This window comes from Candidatus Firestonebacteria bacterium RIFOXYD2_FULL_39_29, assembly GCA_001778375.1.
In the GTDB taxonomy this organism is placed as follows: Bacteria; Oederibacteriota; D2-FULL-39-29; order D2-FULL-39-29; family D2-FULL-39-29; genus D2-FULL-39-29.
This window is the reverse complement of record MFGV01000086.1, coordinates 29,766-45,380: the sequence shown is the minus strand read 5'-3', so window position 1 is coordinate 45,380 and position 15,615 is coordinate 29,766. Positions and strand designations below refer to the sequence as shown.

General features: G+C 37.8%; 15 protein-coding genes. 1 reads left to right on the top strand and 14 read right to left on the bottom strand.

What is annotated here, in order from left to right; translation table 11 throughout:
* Position 1: 1 nt before the first annotated feature.
* From A2536_12165 to A2536_12135, 7 genes are all read right to left on the bottom strand, one after another.
* On the bottom strand, positions 2-1,216 hold the full coding sequence (locus tag A2536_12165; GenBank protein OGF44515.1) for a hypothetical protein: 1,215 nt from the start codon (positions 1,214-1,216) through the stop codon (positions 2-4).
* 8 nt (positions 1,217-1,224) lie between these two features.
* Positions 1,225-2,295 (bottom strand): type IV pili twitching motility protein PilT, encoded by a 1,071-nt coding sequence (locus A2536_12160; GenBank protein ID OGF44514.1) that lies wholly within the window; start codon positions 2,293-2,295, stop codon positions 1,225-1,227.
* A gap of 9 nt (positions 2,296-2,304) precedes the next feature.
* Complete coding sequence (locus tag A2536_12155; GenBank protein OGF44513.1) at positions 2,305-4,017, bottom strand: type IV-A pilus assembly ATPase PilB; 1,713 nt, start codon at positions 4,015-4,017, stop codon at positions 2,305-2,307.
* Positions 4,018-4,030: 13 nt separating this feature from the next.
* Positions 4,031-4,480, bottom strand: coding sequence for a transcriptional regulator NrdR (locus A2536_12150; GenBank protein OGF44512.1), 450 nt, complete (start codon positions 4,478-4,480; stop codon positions 4,031-4,033).
* A gap of 156 nt (positions 4,481-4,636) precedes the next feature.
* Entirely contained in the window at positions 4,637-5,689 is a 1,053-nt protein-coding gene (locus A2536_12145; protein OGF44511.1) for a hypothetical protein, read from the bottom strand.
* 29 nt (positions 5,690-5,718) lie between these two features.
* Positions 5,719-6,282, bottom strand: coding sequence for a hypothetical protein (locus A2536_12140; protein OGF44510.1), 564 nt, complete (start codon positions 6,280-6,282; stop codon positions 5,719-5,721).
* Between the two features lie 391 nt (positions 6,283-6,673).
* Positions 6,674-7,063, bottom strand: a complete 390-nt coding sequence (locus A2536_12135) for a hypothetical protein (GenBank protein OGF44509.1) — start codon at positions 7,061-7,063, stop codon at positions 6,674-6,676.
* On the opposite strand from A2536_12135, the gene A2536_12130 reads away from it, so the two are divergent.
* The gene (locus A2536_12130; GenBank protein ID OGF44508.1) at positions 7,062-7,655 is read left to right on the top strand and encodes a hypothetical protein; all 594 of its coding nucleotides are present in this window, start codon (positions 7,062-7,064) and stop codon (positions 7,653-7,655) included. The two genes, A2536_12135 and A2536_12130, sit on opposite strands and share 2 nt — an antisense overlap.
* A gap of 232 nt (positions 7,656-7,887) precedes the next feature.
* Here the strand turns inward: A2536_12130 and A2536_12125 are convergent, their stop codons facing one another.
* From A2536_12125 to A2536_12095, 7 genes are all read right to left on the bottom strand, one after another.
* Positions 7,888-8,700 carry a hypothetical protein gene (locus A2536_12125; GenBank protein ID OGF44507.1) on the bottom strand — a complete coding sequence of 271 codons (813 nt, stop codon included), beginning with the start codon at positions 8,698-8,700 and terminating at the stop codon, positions 7,888-7,890.
* A gap of 16 nt (positions 8,701-8,716) precedes the next feature.
* Positions 8,717-9,733, bottom strand: a complete 1,017-nt coding sequence (locus A2536_12120; protein ID OGF44506.1) for a histidinol-phosphate transaminase — start codon at positions 9,731-9,733, stop codon at positions 8,717-8,719.
* A 59-nt stretch (positions 9,734-9,792) separates the two neighbouring features.
* Entirely contained in the window at positions 9,793-10,185 is a 393-nt protein-coding gene (locus A2536_12115; GenBank protein OGF44505.1) for an NADPH-dependent 7-cyano-7-deazaguanine reductase QueF, read from the bottom strand.
* A 12-nt stretch (positions 10,186-10,197) separates the two neighbouring features.
* Positions 10,198-11,328 (bottom strand): hypothetical protein, encoded by a 1,131-nt coding sequence (locus tag A2536_12110; protein OGF44504.1) that lies wholly within the window; start codon positions 11,326-11,328, stop codon positions 10,198-10,200.
* Between the two features lie 308 nt (positions 11,329-11,636).
* The gene (locus tag A2536_12105; protein ID OGF44503.1) at positions 11,637-11,936 is read right to left on the bottom strand and encodes a nucleoid-associated protein, YbaB/EbfC family; all 300 of its coding nucleotides are present in this window, start codon (positions 11,934-11,936) and stop codon (positions 11,637-11,639) included.
* Positions 11,937-12,257: 321 nt separating this feature from the next.
* Entirely contained in the window at positions 12,258-13,082 is an 825-nt protein-coding gene (locus A2536_12100) for a hypothetical protein (protein ID OGF44502.1), read from the bottom strand.
* A gap of 229 nt (positions 13,083-13,311) precedes the next feature.
* Positions 13,312-15,591 (bottom strand): hypothetical protein, encoded by a 2,280-nt coding sequence (locus A2536_12095; GenBank protein ID OGF44501.1) that lies wholly within the window; start codon positions 15,589-15,591, stop codon positions 13,312-13,314.
* Positions 15,592-15,615: the final 24 nt, after the last annotated feature.

The window sequence follows — 15,615 nt, the reverse complement described above, 5'->3', positions numbered from 1 at the left end:
TTCAACCTACAGCGTCACTCATGGAGAACATGGGCATAAACATGGCAACAACAATACCTCCGATTACAATTCCTAGAAACGCCATGATCAGAGGTTCCAGCATAGAAGTTAAACCACCTACAGCAGTATCAACTTCGTCATCATAGAAATCAGCACATCTTATCAGCATGTCATCAATAGTACCTGTCTCTTCACCGACGGAAACCATCTGTATAATCATAGGAGGAAAGATCCCCGCGTCCTTTAAAGGTCCTGTTATGTTTTCACCTTCCCGTATAGCCGCCCTGGCCTTGAAGATGGCCTCTTCCACTACAAGATTGCCGGAGGTCTTGGCTGTTATTTCCAGAGCTTCAAGGATAGCAACACCGGATTTAATAAGCGTACCGAGAGTCCGCGCGAATTTTGCAACTGCGACTTTCTTCACGAGGATACCAAACATGGGAGCCTTTAATTGTATGCCGTGCCACATTAACATACCGGCTCTTGTCTTTAAATACCTTCTTAGAAAATAGACACCCACGCCGATGATCACAGCTTCAATAAATACCTGCGGAGGTTTAAAAAAAGCCTGTAAAAAATCAGAGATTGCGATAACCGCCAGAGTCGGGGCCGGTAATTGCTTACCAAAGCTGTCAAAGGTAGACTTAAAGCTCGGAATAACCGCAACCATAAGAAAGACGGTAACACCAATAGCCACAGCAAGCACCATTACAGGATACGTCATGGCTGATTTTACTTTTCTCTTCAAGTTATCTGCTTTTTCAAGGTAAGTAGAAAGCCTCTGAAGTATTCCGTCCAGAATACCTCCGGTTTCACCTGCTTTTACCATATTTACAAAAAGACTGGAAAAGATATCAGGATGTTTTCCGAGAGAATCTGAAAGAGTCTGCCCCTGTCCGATATCATCCCTTATTTTACCTATGCACTCTTTTAATTTCCGGCTCTCAACCTGATCATATATAATGTTCAAAGACTGCAACACCGGAACACCGGCAGAAATCATAGTGGCAAATTGTCTGGCAAAAACACTCAAGTCTTTTACCGTTACCTTACCGCCTCTTCCTGCAAGCTTTTTTTTCTTTTCCGGAGTAGCTGAAAGTAAAGTAAGCTTTTGAGCTTTTAATTTGGCCGCAAGTACCTTTTCGTTATCGGCGTCCATTACACCGGTAACCTGCGCGCCGGTTGCACTTTTTGCCCTATAGTTAAATACCGCCATCGTTTCTCCTATACACCTTTGACCATTCTCTGCAGATCTTTTATATCCGTAGAAGCAAGCATTATTTCATTATACGTTACCATTTGCTTTTGATAAAGATTAAATAACGCCTGATTTAAAGTCTGCATACCGGATTCACCGGAAGTCTGCATGGTAGAATAGACCTGGTGTACTTTATCCTCGCGAATTAAGTTACGAATTGCTGAGTTGGGCATCATAACTTCTATGGCTGCCACACGTCCGCCGGAATACGCTTTTGGAAGCAGGGACTGGGAAAGCACCGCCTGGAGCACAAAAGAAATCTGGGTCCTTATTTGCTGCTGTTGATGCGGCGGAAATACATCTATGATACGGTTTATAGACTGAACAGCATCCGTAGTATGAAGCGTACCAAAAACCAGGTGACCGGTTTCCCCTATAGTCAGAGCCGCTTGAATAGTTTCCAAATCTCTCATTTCTCCTATTACTATAACGTCAGGATCCTGCCTTAATATATGTCTTAGCGCTGACGTAAAATTCGGAGTATCAACCCCAATCTCTCTCTGATTAACGATACAATTTTTGTGATGATAAACATATTCTATAGGATCTTCAATAGTAATGATATGCCCTTTTCTATCCCCGTTAATAAAATCAATAATAGAAGCAATAGTAGTGGATTTTCCGGAACCGGTAGGACCGGTGACTAAAACCAGACCTTTGGGAAGTTTTACCACAGTATTAGTAACGACTTCCGGCAAACCCAGCTCCTCAAAAGTCGGTATCCTGGAAGGAATGTTACGAAGCACAGTCGCAACCGCACCTCTTTGTCTGAAAACATTCATTCTGACCCGACCCAGTCCTTTTACACCAAAGGCCAGATCAAGTTCGTTTTCCTTCTCAAATTTTTCCTTTTGATCGTCCGTAAGCACGCCATATATCAATTCCTGACAGCTCTCCGGAGTAAGTTTATCTAATTCGGTAGGTATAATATCACCGTCAATCCTGAGTACCGGTGGAGAACCTGAAGTAAGGTGCAAATCCGATGCATTTTTTTCGAATAACAATCTCAGTAAGTCATTAATCGTTGCTGATGCCATTATGCCCCCTTAATCTGCTGAAGTCGTCCGGAGTAACTCTTCAATGCTGGTACCTCCGGCTCTTACTTTTCTGATTCCCGCTTCTCTAAGAGTAATCATACCTGTTTCAATAGCAATTTTTTTAATATCCGTACCTGAAGCACGTTTTAGAATAAGTTTTCTTATCTCATCATTCATTACCATAACTTCATAAATAGCCGCCCTGCCTTTGTATCCTGTATTTGCGCAATTGGGACAACCTAAACCCCGGTAAAAGACAACCTTCTCACCATCCGCAGGTCTGATATTTAAATCCTCCAGAACCTCAGGGGAAACCTCATAGGCTTCTTTACACTTTGGACATATTTTTCTGACAAGACGCTGGGCAATAACCATTATAAGCGAAGAAGTAATAAGGAACGGCTCAACACCCATATTGTTTAGCCGGGTAGTGGCTTGAGGCGCATCATTGGTATGTAAAGTTGAGAGAACCAGGTGACCGGTAAGCGCTGCATTAATAGCGATAAGAGCAGTTTCAGAGTCTCTGATTTCACCGACCAGAATAATATCCGGATCCTGACGGAGGAAAGATTTCAGACCGCTTGCAAAATTAAGACCGGCTTTATTATTTACCATGACCTGATTAACGCCCTGCGTAACAAACTCTATAGGATCTTCTATAGTCACTATATTTACATCTGGATAGTTGAGTAGCGCCAGCGTAGAGAAAAGTGTTACGGATTTACCTGAACCGGTAGGTCCCGTTACCAGTATCATGCCATAAGGGGCATCAACATTCTTTTTATAAAGCTGCAAAATATCCGGTTCAAAACCAAGCTGCGCAAGATCCAGCTGCAAGTTGGTCGTATCAAGAACACGGATAACCACCTTCTCCCCAAAGCCGGTTGGGAGAACGGAAACACGCATATCCACTTCTTTACCGGAGACCTTTATTTTACAACGACCGTCTTGCGGTTTTCTTCTTTCCGCAATATCAAGTTCAGAAATAATTTTTATACGGGAAACCAAAGCTGCATATATTTTCCGGGGCGGCGCAGGTCTTTCATGAAGCACTCCGTCAATTCGGTACCGCATTCTGGTGATTTTTTCGTAAATTTCAAGGTGAATATCAGACGCCTTTTCTTCAATAGCCCGGCTTAACATCGCATTAACAAGTTTTACAATAGGCGCATCTTCGGAAGCCGCTGCCAGCTTGGCGGCATCTATTTCATCTTCAGCTGCGACAACCTCTACATCTTCCACATTCTCAAGGTCCTTCATCGCTTCTTCCATTTCCGCAGAGGTATTACTGAACATCTTCTGAATCATCGCCTTAATTTCATTTTCACTGGCGAGCACCGGAGTCACTTCAAAACCGGTCATTAAGCGAATATCATCAATTGCGGAAACATTTAAAGGATCGGACATGGCAACCGTAAGATTATTGCCTTTTTTAGCAATCGCTACGAGGATTTGCCTCTGACAAACATTTTCAGGAATGAGCTTAACAATATTGGGGTCAATATCACCCTGATCACTCAAGTTTACGGTAGGTATTCCCATCTGCGTACCCATGAACGCCATAATAACGTCATCGGTAATGTATCCCAGTTTTACTATTGCCTGTTCTAATCGAATATTCTGAGCTTTGGACTCTTTAAGAGACTCTTGAAGCTGGGCATCCGTTATGATTTCCTCATCAACAAGCATCTGAGCCAGTTTCTTTTTCATTGAAACCGTCATAAGTCAACCCCCTTTACCCCAGTAATTTCTTTATTTCGTCAACAAACTCGCCAATATCTTTAAACTGCCGATAGACCGAAGCAAAACGGACATAAGCGACATGATCGAGTTTTTTTAGCTGAACCATAACCAGATCACCCAAATCTTTACCGTTAATCTCTTTGTCCATGCGATTATGCACTTCTTTTTCTATTTCCTGAACAACATTTTCCATTGCAGCCATAGAAACAGGCCGTTTTTCACAAGCCTTTTTTATACCATTTAATATTTTGAACCTGTCAAAAGTCTCACGCCTGCCGTCTTTTTTGACAACCACAGGCATTATTTGTTCTACTTGTTCATAAGTGGTGAAACGCTTTGAGCATTTAAGGCACTCACGGCGCCGTCTAACCGACTTGCCGTCCTTACTCTCACGCGAATCAAGAACTTTATCATTTCTAAAATTACAAAAAGGACATTTCATGTTAATATTATATATTACTTTGACTGAAAAAACAATATGAATATCTGGCTTAAATCCTAATAAGTCAGATAGAATATGATGTATTAAGATTTTAAGCCTGATGACACGGATTGAAAGTAAGATGACACAGATTAGAGCATTTTAGTTAAATATCAACTATTTAATGTTTTTACTTTCTGATTTGTTATATTTCTTATATAAGGGTAATAGATTTTGCTCCCAGAACAGTCTATATTCTTTAGATTGCAAAACTAAATACTTGTTTAAGTTATTGATTGCTTTGTTACCAAGCCAACCGCTATAGGAATCTTTAAGTATTTCCGGAAAATTAAGTGAAGAATCGATAAATGTTTCTCCATTCCATTTATATATTATAGGCCATGAAGAACCATATATTATCTGTTTACTGCTGCATAATATTTCATTAACGCCATCTTTATCAAGATCTATTAATTCGCATTTATAACTTTCAGCAGTACAAAAAGTTATTTCGGGTTTTCCATTTTTCAGCCCAATCAAATACATTAACTCACTGTTCAAACCATTTGTCCCTGTAGAAAGTATTAACGCAACGCTCCTTTTTGTATCTTTAATTTTAAGAACGTCTATAAATTTGGTACAAATGAAAGTACCAAAATTAAGATAATATACTTTCCCTTTCTGCTCTGTTAAAACAATATTATTTTCATTTCCGAGCATATAAAATATTTCATTTTTTCCATCGCCATCCAAATCTACTTCTTTTTTTATCTCAGCATTATTTATACTTTTATCTACTACATCATTAAAACTTATTTTTTTAATCAATTTGTCCAAAGAAATATTTATATTTTTTTCAATATTTAGCTTAATCAACATATCTATTATTTCCGATCCCTTTACCGGAGCCATACCTTCACACCAATTTTCTTTTTCTTTATTCTCATATACCTCTTTACATAGTCTTATCTTTTTATCAATATTCCAAGTCGTTTTAATTATATTTATTTTTTTCTCTGTCCCTTTACCATAATACACTTTGACATACGGATTATTAAATAAAGAATACAACATGTTATTTAAAGTACTATTGATGTTGCTTCTTATTTTTATAGTCACCGAATTGGTATCAGACCAAATAAAAATAATAATTAAACCGACAACTACAAAACAATAGACAACACGAATCAATATACTCGCAGTCTTTGATATTTTAATCAGCTTTTTCATTGTCTTTCCCTTTACTATAGTTTCACAATCTACTTTATTTTTTCCAGAACTTGAGGATCTTTCGCAAACGCTTCTTTGGTGTCTTCCAGAGAAATAATCACTTTTTGAAGGCTTTCGGTTGAATCTGAAAAATAATACCCTGCGTCTCTTTTAAAATAATGAAGGTCTAATTCCTTATCCTTTAATTTCTTTTCAATCCAACCAAGAGCATAATTAACAAACGTAAACCGGTCATTGTCCACGGTGTATCTAATATAAAAATGACATCCAAGAAGTAACGCCTTATATTCCCCATTTTTATTCTCTGGTTTTTTATTATCCACAAACATATCCAAGTATTTAAATTTTCCTAACTTAACAAGTGTGATTTCAAAAGCACTTTCAATTCCATCATTACCAAGATATTGAGCATTATATTTGTTTTTTTCGTCCTTAGTGAATGTCCATCTTACCTTAGTTTTTGGATCACCCCATTTACCCAGTATAGCATCATCACTGATTATGTCTTTCGCCGTATATATCGGTTCAATAGTATAATAGCACCCGGAAAATATAAAAACACAAACTGTTGCAAGTAGAATATTCTTTAACATATTATTTTTCCTCACTTAACAATTACCGGCGGAGTCCTTCATCCGCCCACATTAAATCGTAAATGTCTTTTAGAATTTAACCGCATGTCCGAGCCAGAACATGAAAACTATTGCTATTACGTGAAGTATCCACCAGCCTGTCTTTGGAAAGAAAAATCTAAACATAAACTCTCCTTATTATATACCGTTAAAACGTTACACGTTATCACGTTACTAACGTTTTGCATTAATGTGGTATTATTTAATTCAATAGCTCCAAATGCAAACCCAGCGCCTAGAACCTGTTTTTATTTTTTCCACAGTATTGCGCCTAGCACATATGCAGCGGACATGCCGAGAAGGTGAACCAGCCACCAGCCCAGAGTTAGATATTTAAAATTTGCAGGTATCTTCATATTACCTCCGGCTCTTTAATGAAGTAGCTTTCGTAAATAGCTTTTGAAAGGAAGAATTTTCCGATTAGAATGGCAATATCGGCAAACAAGGTGTTGAGAAATATTTTTCCGATAAAAAATGGGGCTGTAAAATGAACATAGGAGAAATGAGCCATTGTAATTGTGCCAAGAACTACAATAATCCCGTTTATCAAATAAGCATAAGCTGCGGTTTTTTTATACATAAACATTACAATAACCACTGTCATGCTGATAAGTCCGCATAAAAACGGAATAAAATTCGCCGGATTATCCAAATGATGTATCCTGAGATGGAGCAAAAATCCCCCGAGCGATACCAAGAATAAGGCAACTATCATACTTGTTCTTAAGCTTTTTATATTCATGCTTCCTCCATATTTTAGTTTGACACGGATTAACATATATAATATAATCTATTTAATGATATTTTACAAGGTGCTTCTCGCGATAGGTCCGGATAAGCCGGGCATTGTAAATACGGTCTCGGCTTTTCTTACCGAGCGGGGCTGTAATTTAGAAGACAGCAAAATGTCCGTTTTGGGCGAGGATTTCGCGCTCGTCATGCTTTTTTCCGGAGCACTCAACTCCATAGAAAAAGTAAAAGCCGATATTAAGAGTCTGGAAAGTTCAGTCGGTCTTACTACACTTTTAAAAGACACCAAAGCTCCAACGGTACACCGTAAAGAAGCCTCAATCCCGTATAAACTTGAAGCCTTCGGGATGGATCATCCCGGAATTGTAAATGAAATCACAGGAGTCTTGCACAAAAACAGGATTAACGTAGAAAGTATGGAAACCGGTGTGGGAAATGCTCCTGTCTCCGGCACCCCTGTATTTCATATGTATATCAAAATGACAGTACCTGCGAGTTTACCCATAAGCAAACTTAAAGATGAGCTGTCAAAAGTGGAAGGAAAACAAAACCTGAATATAACGCTCTCCCCGTCAGAAATATAATCTTTCAATTTGTGTTTTGTTTAGAAAAGGAGTATCCTCCTTTGGAATCCTCTTGTGAGCGGAGCCTATTTATTATACGCGGTTTTTTCATCCACGGGCTTATCCTCCTAAACAATTGGCGGACAGGCTGCCAGTGGTTTTCAAAACCGCCTGCACAATAAAGCCCCATGCTGCCATTTTGGCGACATGGGGCTTCTTTAGGTTTTTCTGCCGGTTTTTGTTATGTTACATTCTATTTAATTTTCATGTTTTCCGGTACGGCTAATCCGTTTTTTTCCGGGGAATCATTCGGATCGTTAAATATCCATAACTCATCAATTGAAAAATCACCCGTATCGCTGCCTTCTTTATTGCCGCCTATATGAATATCCGACCATTTTTCTTCCGCAATCCCGCTTGGCAATTTTCCCGTAACATCCGTTAACCTCGCGCCTCTTGAGCTGCCCTCAACTGTTTCTCCGTCAATGTAAGTTTTTAATTCATCATCTTTCTCCGCATTTTTTATCCATATTATTGTATACCTGTGCCATTCTCCGGGTTTTATCTTTAAAAATACACGCGGCTCCTTAACATCTGATGCTATATTATACAGCTGTTTATCAGAACCTCTTTCGCTTGCCCCGAGCCATAAAGTTAATTGAGCTTGATCATCCCCCAACCCGGAAACTCCCATCTTAAAATTCCGGGATTCTGAGATATCACAAAGAATATAAAAGTAACTGCCATCTTTTATTTTATGCGGATCCTCATTGAATTTTAACCAAAAATCTATTCTACCGCTGTTGGTAAAATCAACGGCCATAGAATTAATTTTAAGGATTTCAATATTTTTATCCTTACCGTGTAATCTTGCTGCTTTTCCGAACATTCCGTCCTCAAAAGCGATCTTACCTTCACCCGCCGTCCACACAGACAAAGCATTCTTGCAGGAAGCTGCTGCGGGTTTATTTATTGCAGCAGCACTGTCAAATGTACTGTGCAGCATTACTTTTGCATGCAAACTTGCTGCAAAAATAAAACAAAATACTATTACCAGTTTTCTCATTTCCGTTTCCTCCTTTTTATTCCCTATCCGGGAATTTTTCTTTCAAAACCTTTAGAAATAATACATTTTCAAACGGTTTGCCGACCGTAAGTCGAATAGCATTTTCCAACCCTATATCTCCGTTAAACCTTCTTGCATTAATTCCTTTTTGATATAAATAATCATATACTTCTTTACCTTCTAAAGATGTCTTAAACAGGATAAAATTAGCATCTGATCTGAATACTTTAACGCCTTTAATCTTCTTTAGTTCTTTAATTAATTTATTTCTTTCCGCAACTATTTGTTTCCGGATTTTATTAAAGATATTTATATTTTTAGCAACAATCAAACCTGCAGTTAAAGTCAAAGAATCAACATTGAACGGGAGTTTTCTATTTGCAATATATTCTATTAATGCCTTATCCCCCAATATATATCCCAGTCTTAATCCAGCCATTGACATTCCCTTGGAAAAAGTCCTTATGATCACCAGGTTCTTGTACTTCTTAATATAAGGCAGGAAGGTGACTTTACTAAATTCATAGTAAGCTTCGTCTATTACAACAATAGAATTTTTACTGTTCTTTAAAATAGAAAGTATTGTGCTTTTTTTAAAACAATTTGCAGTAGGATTATTGGGGTTACTGATGTAAATGACAGACGGTCTTCTTTTCTTGATCAATACCAGGGTTTTCTCCAGATCAATCTCAAAATCATCAGGATTTAAAGGTACATCTATTGATTTAACGCCTGCTGCATCCGCCAAACTCGGATAAATATAGAAAGAAGGCGGGAACCACATTACAGGCCGCTTGTTTTTCACGAACATTAACGTTATATTTAATATTAAATCATCCGAACCATTCCCCAAAACTATATTTTCGGGTTTTACTTTATTGTTTCCAGCTATTACTTCAATTAATCTATTTTTTACATCCTGGGACGGATACCTGTTGAATGGTATCTTTTTGAACTCACCAATAATCTTGTTTTTAACTACTAAAGGGATATCATAAGGATTTTCATTAAAACTCATTCTTCCGGGCTTCATGCAACTCTCCTTAAAACAGAAAAATAGCAGGCTTTGAATTGACAAATATTACTTTAGGCTTATTTAACCGGCTTTCCATAAAATACCTCGACGCTCGTGGAAATCCCGCCGCGCGGAGTAAAATCGCCTTTTATATATGCACCTTTTGGTTTTACGGCTTTAATAAAATCAGAAAATATCTTATTTGTCGCATTCTCATAAAATATTCCAAGATTTCTGAAAGCAAGAATATAATACTTAAGAGATTTAAGTTCCATGCATTTTTTATCAGGAATATACCTGATAACCAGTTTGCCGCAATCCGGAAGTCCCGATTTAGGACAAATGGAAGAATACTCCGGAATATCTATTGTAATAATATAATTCTTATATTGATTCGGAAAAGTCTCAAGTTCCGGCATTACTGTATTAATACCGGCAATCGCATGTTTATCCGTATATTGTCTTTTCATTTAATACTCCGTCTAAACTCTATTTTGAAAGGTCTTTATTACCGGCTCCAGATCCCAGTCTTTTATATTAAAAACTTCTTTTTTTCTTTTCAAATAATACAGATAATTTTCATAGGAGACATCCGGAGGACATCTGTGATCCACATGAGGAATATACCCTCCTCCTTCCACAATGGGCCGGAGCTTTTCAATTTCTGCGTCAATTGCTTTTTTGTCCTTAGCCAGTTCTCTTTTATTAACACCGCCAAAGAGAAGGACCTCTTTTCCAAATTTCTTTCTTAATTCAACCGGGTCTGTTTTGCAGGCAACTTCAAGAGGAAACATCCCGTTAACTCCTCCTTCCAAAAACAAATGCACGATAGAATTAATATCTCCGTCACAATCCAGCCATATAACATCCACGCCATACTTACGAAGTAGAGAGGTAATTCTTTTATACTGGGGAACACAGAATTTTTTGAACATTTCCGGAGATATCATAGGTCCGTTCTTGAAAGCAATATCCTCCCACATGTAAGCGTAATCAAATTTTACTTCTTTGAGCGCCGGTTCAATAGTACCCACTATCAAATCTGCCATGGTTGTAATAATCTCTTCCATAAGAACCGGATCATCATAAAACATTAATGCGGTATTTTCAAAACCTATCCAGTCCCTGGGATCTCCGATTATGGAACCCCCATTTATACCTACAGGATAATCTCTTTTGGGATCATTCCACTTCTTTACACGTTCTTTCCAATCTTTCGGATACCTGTGCATTCCCGGTGCCAGCCTTCTTTTGAATTCCTTCCATGATTCCCGATCTTTTAGGGAATAATCCAGAAAATGAGGAATACTTGAGGCCCCGCTTTGGAACATTTTCTTAGTTACACCTTCCCCGTCAATAATTATTTTATAATCTTTGTCTTCTTCTATTACTTTCCACTCAAAAGAAGGTACTAAACCGCGGCTTATACCGGATTCTTCATACTTATCAAACTTAAAAAACAGATCTCCTTTGTAATCATTATTAACTTCTTTAGGAAGGCCATTTTCGTGCCACTCGGGAAAAACTTCATCCCACCAGCCAAACTCCCTATTAAACACCCTGTCAAATGATTTAAAGTGTGTTACCGCATTAAATCTTTCTCTACCGTTCATACCAGTTCTCCTTTTACTACTTCTTACTTTTCACTTAGAACCTCTAATTTGCAAGCTAATACTGACTGAAGAGTGTCTATAAAAGTCTATAAAGTCCGTAAATGTCCATAACGTCTTAGATTAATGTGGCTTTTTATTTAATGAACCTCTGCGGACTTACGTCCGAAGTTTCGGCGAATGGAATTCAATTTATTATTCATGCCGCATTCATCCACGGAGTTACCTCCGTGACTTTCTGCGGCATACTCGCCATAAAAACTCAATTATGTAAACTTTGTACTTCGTCCCTTGTACTATATACTTGTTATTTAGAAGTTCGGTAACCCCATACCTTTCGTCAACTCTTTCATCTTCCCCGCACTTGCGGCCTGGGACTGTCCAACTCCGTTGGAAATTACCCTCTTTATGGCATTTTCAAGATCTATCTTTCTTTCAGGAGCCAGAAAATACGGATCAATAGAGATACTTACAAGTTTAAACTCACCGTTCATCGCTATTTTTATCTTTCCGCCCGCTTCTTCCACATTAACTATTGTCGCCTCTAATTCTTTCTTTATCTCTCTCGCTTTCTTTTGTAAATCATACATCTGTTTCATTTTGTCAAACATATATTACTCCTTTAAAAAAAGATTCTACGCTTTTAGTAAGATATTAACGCAGGTGGTTCCTTTTACGAACATACCTCAAATAACTAAGAATTAAATTCTAAGCACTAAACAAATTTTAATATCTTAATACTTAAATTACAAACAAAATCATTGTTATATATATTATTTTTGTTTAGTTATTAGTTATTTTATCTTATTTAGTTATTGTTTAGTGCTTAGTGCTTTAACCTTAGTAATTGCTATCTAAAATACTTCGCACCTGTTTTTCAAATACCTTTCTTTTTTTCCTTCCGCCTAGGCGGATTTCGCAAAGAGTTATGGTCATATATTTTGACTTTGCTCAACTCTAATTTTTTCTTTTCCTATTTCAAAAAAAGGTTCGGCAAATTCTGTATTCCAGACACGGTCTTCCCATTTCCTGTTTTTAACGGTCTCTAAGAAATTTTTAAAATCTTTAAAGTAAGAACCATATATATGGAAGCTGTTCGCATAATGCACATATCGTCCCGGGATTACTTTTTTCCCGCTCTTTTCGCTTATTTTCTCGGCTATCATTCTTTGAAGCTCGGTAAGCGCAAAAATGTTCATAAAAGCAGCCTTGTATGCATCATTACTACGCCAGATTGTGTTTACGTTAAGGTAATTTTTACCATCCGCAGTCTCCTGCACTCTTGCCCAAAACATCTGAAGGCAAGGAGGGTCATAAGAAGGCGGGTCTTTTAAAGGATTCCAGGTAATAGCCTGAGCCCTTCTGGAGTAAAAGCTTTCCGACAGTTTATCAATAATATAATTTATCTGGTTAATAGACTTACCTTCCATTTTGTAATCAAAAAGCCTCTCATGATAAGTATAGGTCCACTTGCCCTCTTCAGGTTTTATCCAATGATCATGAATACCGTCAACCACTTCCTGCCTGTAGACTTCAAGATCCTCTAACCCTCCGGGAAAAGCCCTGTGAATACGCGGCTCTTTAAATGGGTCATTAACAACCATCATCATAGTACAATCCCTGCTGGCCGGATCTCCCGGCTTGTCATACTCGGTTTTTATCGGCACACCTTGTTCCCATGTAGCAATAACAGCCTTTTCCCAGGCTTCAGGGAGCGTCTCGCCTTCCACTCTTATTGCCGGTATATTTCCATCCATAAATAATCCTCCGTTTGTCAATGTCCATAAAAGTGACAACATAGTTGTCATCCCGTACTCAGCCTGTCCGCCAACGCTTTGTGGAGGAATACGGGATCCAGTGTCTTTTAATATACTTAAAAGTTGTTTAAAGATCTTTACTTTTTCATGTTAATTGTAGCATTTATGAAATTCTTTTACAATAACAGCAACCATGATATTTGTTCTTGTTTTATATGACTAATTCAAATTATTTTTTCTTTTTTGCATCCTGATACATTTGTAGCGTTCTTTTTATGCCTTCATGTTCGGGGGCGAACTTTTCTGTTTCTTTTAGTACTTCTATTGCATTGTCAATCTGCCCGGCAACAAAATACGCCTGACTCAGGTAATAATATGCATCGACATAGTATTTATCAAGCTGAATAGCTGAGGCAGCTTGATTTGCAGCCTCCTGAGGTTTATTTATTGAAATATAATATTCCGCAAGGGAAACCCTTGCTTGAGGAAAATATGGATCAGCTCCTGTTATTTTTTTATACTCCGACTCTGCCAGATCGTTTTTACCCTGTTTTCTAAGCACTAAAGCTTTTGCCTGCATCTGAGGGAACTGCCAGACAATATTCATCAATTCATGAATATATGTGTCGTTAATATTGCCGCTGTTATCTTTTTTGGCAAATATCAGAGGATTAAAGAACGGATAGTATTCCAGCCGCGCAGGGATTGTTACTTTTTCACCCGGTTCATTAACTTTATAAATTCTATAATATGTATTCTGAAACATTAACGAGAACTTGCTAAGCTTTTCCGGGTAAAAATGGAAATTATAGGCGGCTGATTTATTATTCACCGCATTCTGGTTTATCTGATAACGCACCGAGTTTTTTGTCTTATCAAAAATAAACTGCCATTCATAAACAAAGTACCTTACTTTATATTTACGGCATAAGGCATAGAACTCTTCTTCGCTTTTATAAACAGCTTCATAGCATTCTTTTGTCTTTGCTCTTATATCTGCGGATTCAAACATGGGATGCAGCACCACAGGCTTATCAGCATAGGCAAATATCTGTCCCGCAATACCAAAATTTGAAAGTATGGCGCCTTCTTCTTTAGCATTATTTTTAAGCCAGCTGACCATATCGCGATGCACCCCTGCGTCATTTTGTTTTATATCCTTTGTAAAACCCAGGTATGATTGACAACCGAGAGCAAAAATAATAATAACAGCAATTGATATTTTTTTCACCCTATTATTTTTAAAAGGTTTTACGGTCAAAAGCAGCACAGAAAACGGCACCATGAAAAACACCAGAAACACATATAATCTTTCAAAAAGCAAATATAGAGGAATAAACGCCATAAGGAAAAATAACAGTCCTTCTTCCATCTTTGAGGTTTGTCGTTTAATAAACTTTGAGATAATAAGTCCTATTCCAAAGGCCGCTCCCACAAACAGACCGCCAAAGTGAATAAGTATATTCGAAAAAACCGGGCTTACAAATCCCGCCTGCCAGAAAACCTTTGCATCAAAGGGCATTCCGGACGGATCATCAGGTTTGGTACCAAAATATCTTATTTTATAATATAACAGTTGATAGACATGATTATACTCACCGCTATGTCTTCCTGCCAGGAAAGAAAAACCGGATATCAGCACCCCTGACAGTAGAATAAATATTCCTAATGAAGAAAACAGACTAAGCTTAATCTTTTTGTCCAGCAACCAGGAGCCAATCAGAGCATAAGTAGCAAGCATGGAGTAAGAAAAGAGAAACCCCTCAGCTCTAAGTGTCGGAATCAGGACACCTCCCAACAAGTTAAAACCTGCGATAAACAGAAGCGGAAAAACAGTATCATCCCTCTCTTCGTACCTTAGAAAATATTCAAAAGCAATAAACGCAAGAAAAACAGTATAAAAGAATTGAGTCATATGCCATGAAGTCAAAGGAACAAAAAGAAAGAGCCCTGAAAGCAATGGATAAAGATATTTTTTTGCCGGATCCTTATGTTTTAAAAAGTAAAAGAGAAAGCTTAAAAATATAAATGGAAGGGCAAAATCTTCTTCTACAAATCCGCCGGCAACCGTCCTGGAATACCAGGAAAAAGAGGTAACTAAAAATAGCACAGGAATAAAAGCCGCCCACTTTAGACCGGAGATTTTATTTGATACACTATAAACAGCAAATATAGTAATACCGGAGATAATAAACATTAAATACGCAAGATAAACATGAAAAGGCGTTTCATGAGAGACAAAATTATAGAGGATTCCGGAAAAATACTCATTGGTAAGTTTTATCCTCTCTTTAACCTTAAGCCCTTCCGGAAACTGAGCTTTTTCGTCCACAGCAGGGATTCTCTTTCCCTCTGAAACAAGCTTTGCATAGTGAAATCTTACCGCAGATTCCGTACGAAACTGGCAAAACCCGTCAGAACTCTTAAAAGAAGTATTTTTCTCATATAAGTCCGCCTTCATAAAGACGGTACAAATCAGTATTATTACGAGCAGTACTTTTCTCAGCATAGACTCCCTAATATAACCCAGCCC